Source organism: Brevibacterium sp. (assembly GCF_022712115.1).
GTDB classification, from domain to species: Bacteria; Actinomycetota; Actinomycetes; order Actinomycetales; family Brevibacteriaceae; genus Brevibacterium; species Brevibacterium salitolerans.
Genome location: NZ_JALAHB010000184.1, coordinates 1 through 5220, shown reverse-complemented (window position 1 = coordinate 5220; position 5220 = coordinate 1). Strand labels below are relative to the sequence as shown.

Below are 5220 nucleotides of genomic sequence, written 5' to 3'. Positions count from 1 at the left end.
GTCCGGGGCGGTGACGGTGGTGTCGGCGTAGTCGGCGAAGATGGAGCCGGTGGTGTAGAACTTGGTGCCGTTGACCCGGGCGCCGCCGCTCTCCGCGGCGCTCACGGTGGTCGAGGCGATGCCGCGTGCGCCTTCTCCCGGTTCCGTCCAGGCGTTGCCCACCACTGCACCGCTCGCCAGGCGCGGCAGCCAGCGGGCGCGGAACTCCGGCGAGCGCGCGGTCAGCACGTCCTCGACGAACGCGAGGTGTCCGCGCCAGATCTGTGCGAGGTTGGAGTCCGCCGCGGCCAGTTCCGTGAGCACTGCGAAGGTCTGCGGGAGGTCCGCGCCCAGCCCGCCGTGCTCCACGGGCAGCCGCAGTCTGCCGAATCCGGCCTCGGCCAGGGCCGTGATCTCCGCCCGTGGGAGGGTGCGCGTCCTGTCCCGTTCCGCGGCCCCGGCCCGGATCCGCGCGAAGAGCTCGGAGAAACGGTCGAGGAGATCTGCGGTGGTGGGGGAGGAAGCGGCGCGGGAGGCGGTCCCGGCGGAGGCCGTGCCCGGTGCGGTGCCGGGTGCTGCGGGAGGGGCTGTGGTGGTCATGGATTCTCCGTGTGCGAGTGTGGCTGGACGGTGGCGCTGGCCGGGACGCCGCGCAGGTGCTGCAGGTGCTGACCGGAGGCAGCGGGTGCTGCCCGGGGGCGGCCGGAGCGGCTCAGGTGTAGAGCGAGACCGGCGGGAGCGTGCCGTTGAGGAACCGGTCGCCCACCTCGTGCTTCTTGTAGTCGACCGGGTCGTGGAGGGAGTGGGTGCGGATGTTGCGCCAGAAGAGATCCAGGCCCACGCCTGCGCGCGTGGAGCTCGAGCCGGTCGCCTCGTACACCTGATGCGCAGCGGCCAGTCCTGCGGCGTCGGAGACCACCTTCGCCTGTGCGATGCGCACGGCGAGCTCGCCGCGCGCCTCCCGGGTCACGGCATTGCCCTGGCCGATCACCTCCTCGAACTCCTGGGCGACCTGGTCCGCCAGAGCGGCTGCGGCCGCGGTCTGGGAGGTGAGTTCGCCGTAGAGACGCAGGACGAACGGATCGTGCCGGTAGAGGTCTGCCTCGGAGCGGAACCAGGCGTTCTTCCGGGCGTTCGTGATCTCGCGGCCGCGGGCCAGGGCGCCTTCTGCGATGCCCACGTAGAGGTTGACGAACGAGAGCTGGATCGCCGGGGTGACCAGGGTGGAGAACGGATCGTCCACCCCACCCAGCTCGTCCTCCGGTGAGACGGTCACGTCATGGAAGGTCACGGAGCCGGAGGAGGACTGTCGCTGACCGAGGAGGTCCCAGTCGTCGTGGTGCTCCACTCCTGCGCGGTCGTGCTCCAGGACCACGTGGTGCAGGCGGCCGTCGCGGGGGCCGCCGGAGATCCGGGCGAGGACGAGCAGGGCGTCACCCACGCCGGAGCCGGTGCAGAAGCGCTTGGTTCCGCTGAGCACCAGGCCTGCGCCCGTGTCCGTGAGGGTGAGGTCCGGGTCCACCGGGTTGACCGCGTCGCCCCAGACCCAGGCACCGGCGGTGGAGCGGCGGTACCACGTCTCCCGCACCTCCGGATCACCGGAGAAGACGATGCTCTCCTCGTTGTTGTAGTGGTAGGCGAGCACCTGGGCGAGCGAGGCGTCCGTGCGGGCGAGGATCCGCACCACGCGGAAAGCCGTGGACCAGTGCCCGCCGTGGCCGCCGTACTCGGCGGGTGCGAGGAGGCGGGTGAGGCCGGAGTCCTTGAGCAGGCGCACAGAGTCGAAGGGATCGCCGCCGGCGGCATCGCGGGTGAGGACGTCCTCCGCCAGCTGGGCCGCGACCGTCTCTGCGACCTCGGTCCAGCGGCGGGTCTCCTCCGCCTCCGGGTGTCCGGACCAGGGGGAGCGGGATGCAGTGGGAGCGGTGGCGGATGCGGCGGGCGCGGACCCCTGCGGGGTGCCCGGCGTCTGGGCGGAAGTGAGCGTGCTCTGTGTCATGCCACACAAGCTACGGACCGTGGGGCCGTGGTGAGGGGCATGGAGAACACATTCCGACGCGCACCGTCACGATCTGTAAGACGACAGGTGTCCTCGGCCGCTGCCCTGCAGTGCGTGCCGGCTTGCGCGTCCGCCCCTCTGCCGGCGCCCTTCCGCCGGACGCCGGCGTGGTGTGCGGCCTCAGGCCGAACGGCGGCCCTGCACCAGCTCGATGAGGTGGGAGATCACCTCGGTGCCGGAGGCGCGGATCCCGTTGTGCTCCCAGGAGCTCGTCACCCACGGCGTCATCCGCGGGAGCAGCGCCGCGGTCCGCAGCGAGTCCTCCGTCGGCACGTAGGCGTCACGGAAGTAGACGGCCGCGGCCGCGGGGACCTCGGCGCGGCGCAGGGCCTCGGGGTCGTAGAGCGACGGCCACTCGTGCTCTGCGATGCGCTCCGCGATGTCCTTCCACTCGCGCAGCTCCGCGTCCTCGTCGAAGAGCCCGCGATGGATGTGCTCGCCGCCCAGCAGGGTGGGATCGTCGCGGAAGTCGCGGGGCATCGAGCGGTCGGCCGCCCAGCGGGTGGCGTACCCGTTCGACATCGAGGACTCGTGGACGACGGCGTAGAGCGGGTTGCGGCCGGCGAAGGGCAGGGCGGAGGCGAGGTCGTGGCGGAACGCCGCGCTCTGCGGGTCGAGGCCCAGCAGCCAGTGGAGCTGCTCCGCACCTCCCGTCGCTCCCAGCAGGTGGCCGACCGTGCGCAGACGGGCCGGGGAGACGACGTCGCCGTGGGGGAGGACGATGCGGCCGTCGGCGGCGAGTTCGCAGAGCGCCTCCACCCGGTCACGGTCCCCGGGGAAGCGCCGGTAGTAGGCGAGCGTCTTCGCCCGCATGATGTCCCAGGTGGTCGCGTAGATCTCCTCCGGGCTGCGGTCGACGGGAGGCAGCCCGCCGGTGAAGATCGCACCTGCGAGCGATCCGGGGTGCGTGCTGAGGTAGTGCAGGGTCGTGAAGCCGCCGAACGACTGGCCGATGGGCGTGAGCGTCTCCGCCCCCAGGTGCTCCCTGATCGCCTCCGCGTCACGGACGATGCCGTCCGCGCGGAAGTGCGTGAGGTATTCGGCGGCCGCCTCTGCGCCGGCCTCGCGCAGGGTGGCGGGAGGGCCGGCAGTCGCCGCGGGCGCCTCGGGCCCCGCGGAGGCGGACGCCGGGTGCCGCGTGAAGGACGCGGGCAGCCGGGTGTCCATGCCGATGGGCGTGGAGCGGCCGGTGCCGCGCTGATCGAGGAGGATGAGCTGGTAGTCCTCGAGCACGCGGGGCAGCCAGACGGGGCTGTCCGGGGAGAGCGAGGGTCGCGGGGCCTCGACACCGGGCCCGCCCTGGAGGTAGACCGCGTAGGGCCGGTCCTCGCCGCCGAAGGCCGTGGCGACGCGCGCGAAGACCTCGATCGTGCCGCGCTCCGGAGCGGCTGCGTCCAGGTCGACGTCGACGGTGATCTCGCGGATGTGCAGGCCGGGCATGTCATAGGAGGTGTCGCTCATCATGGCACCAGGCTACGCGCTGGCACGGACCCGGACGGCCCTCCCCGCACTCACCCCTGGATGCGGGCGGCGTGCCCGGACCACTCCTTCTCCCGCAGGCCGTGCTTCTGGATCTTGCCGGTCGAGGTCTTGGGCAGCACCGGGACGAACTCCACGTCGCGCGGGTTCTTGTAGCGGGCGAGCCGCTCGCGGAGGAACTCGAGGATGTCCTCGGACGTGATCTCCGCCCCGTCGGCCACGACCACGAACGCCTTGGGACGTTCGCCCCAGTGCGCGTCCGGGACGCCCACCACCGCGACGTCGAGGACGTCCGGATGCGCGGAGATCGCCTGCTCCACCTCGATGGTCGAGATGTTCTCGCCGCCGGAGACCACCACGTCCTTGGCCCGGTCCCGGAGCTCGATGTACCCGTCCGGGTGCATGACCGCGAGGTCGCCGGAGTGGAACCAGCCGCCGGCGAAGGCCTTGGCGGTGGCCTCGGGATCCCGGTGGTAGCCCTTCATCACGTTGTTCCCGCGCATCACCACCTCGCCCATCGTGCTCGCGGCCGCCGGCACGTCGATGAGCTCCTCGCCGTCCGTGTCGGTGCGCACCACGCGCACGCGCTCGGCAGTGACCATGCCCACCCCCTGCCGCGCCTGCTTCGCCGCGCGGGCGTCGTCGTCCAGCTGCGCCCACTCCTCCTGCCACTGGCCCACGGTGTACGGACCGTAGGTCTCCGTGAGGCCGTAGACGTGGACGATCCGGAAGCCCATCGCGTTCATGCGTTTGAGCATGGCCGGGCTGGGCGGCGCAGCCGCCGTCGTGACGACCAGGCTGTGGTCGAGGGTGTGGGCCTCCTGAGCGTTCATGATCGTCGTGACGACGGTGGGCGCGCCGTTGAGGTGGGTGATGCCGTGGCGGTCGATGAGGTCCCAGATGACCGGGCCCCGCACCTCGCGCAGGCAGACCTGCACCCCGCCCGCCGCGGCGACCGCCCAGCCGGTGCACCAGCCGCTGCAGTGGAACATGGGCAGGGTCCACAGGTAGGCGGTGTCCGTGCCGAAGCCCGAGTGGACGATCTCCGAGAAGGAGTTGAGGTAGGCGCCCCGGTGCGAGTATTCGACGCCCTTGGGCCGGCCGGTGGTTCCGGAGGTGTAGTTGATCGACAGAGTCGCATCCTCGTCGTCGACCGCCCAGACGAGTGCGGAATCGTCCGCCGAGGCCCCTTCGAGCAGCTCCTCGAGCGTCACCACATGGGTGCCTGCGGGGTGGGCGCGTCCCACCGGCTGGTCCGCGTGGAGGGGGTCCTCCGCGAGGACGATGGTCCGCACGGTCTCCAGCTCCGGTGCCACGGCGGTGAGCGCCGGCCAGTGCACGGTGTCCACGACCAGGAGGGAGACCTGGGCGTGGTCGCAGATGTAGCGGACCTCCTCCGGGGCCAGGCGCGTGTTCACCGGCACCAGCACCGCACCGGCGAGCGGCACCGCGTACATGCTGATGAGCATCTCCGGAACATTGGGCAGCATGTAGGCCACCCGGTCGCCGGGCCGGATCCCTGCGGCACGCAGCGCATGGGCGCGCTCCTCCGCGGCGGCGAGGAGCTGTGCGTACGTCCAGCTCCGGTCGCCGTAGACCAGGGCCTCCTTCTCCGGGAAGACCTCCGCGGAGCGGGAGAGGAACGAGAGGGGGGTGAGCTCGGTCTTCCAGGGGGTCATGTGCGTCCGGGGTCCTCTTCGGGG

The 5220-nt window shown here is 71.8% G+C and carries 4 protein-coding genes; all 4 read right to left on the bottom strand.

The window, feature by feature from the left end:
* The coding region (locus Q0A33_RS10365) for an acyl-CoA dehydrogenase family protein (protein ID WP_291795953.1) at positions 1 to 579 on the bottom strand (579 nt) is incomplete at its 3' end.
* A gap of 112 nt (positions 580 to 691) precedes the next feature.
* Entirely contained in the window at positions 692 to 1978 is a 1287-nt protein-coding gene (locus Q0A33_RS10360; RefSeq protein WP_291795951.1) for an acyl-CoA dehydrogenase family protein, read from the bottom strand.
* Between the two features lie 180 nt (positions 1979 to 2158).
* Positions 2159 to 3502, bottom strand: coding sequence for an alpha/beta fold hydrolase (locus Q0A33_RS10355; protein ID WP_363316573.1), 1344 nt, complete (start codon positions 3500 to 3502; stop codon positions 2159 to 2161).
* A gap of 47 nt (positions 3503 to 3549) precedes the next feature.
* Positions 3550 to 5196: a long-chain-fatty-acid--CoA ligase gene (locus tag Q0A33_RS10350; protein ID WP_291795950.1), complete on the bottom strand. Its 1647-nt coding sequence runs from the start codon at positions 5194 to 5196 to the stop codon at positions 3550 to 3552.
* Between the last annotated feature and the right edge of the window lie 24 nt (positions 5197 to 5220).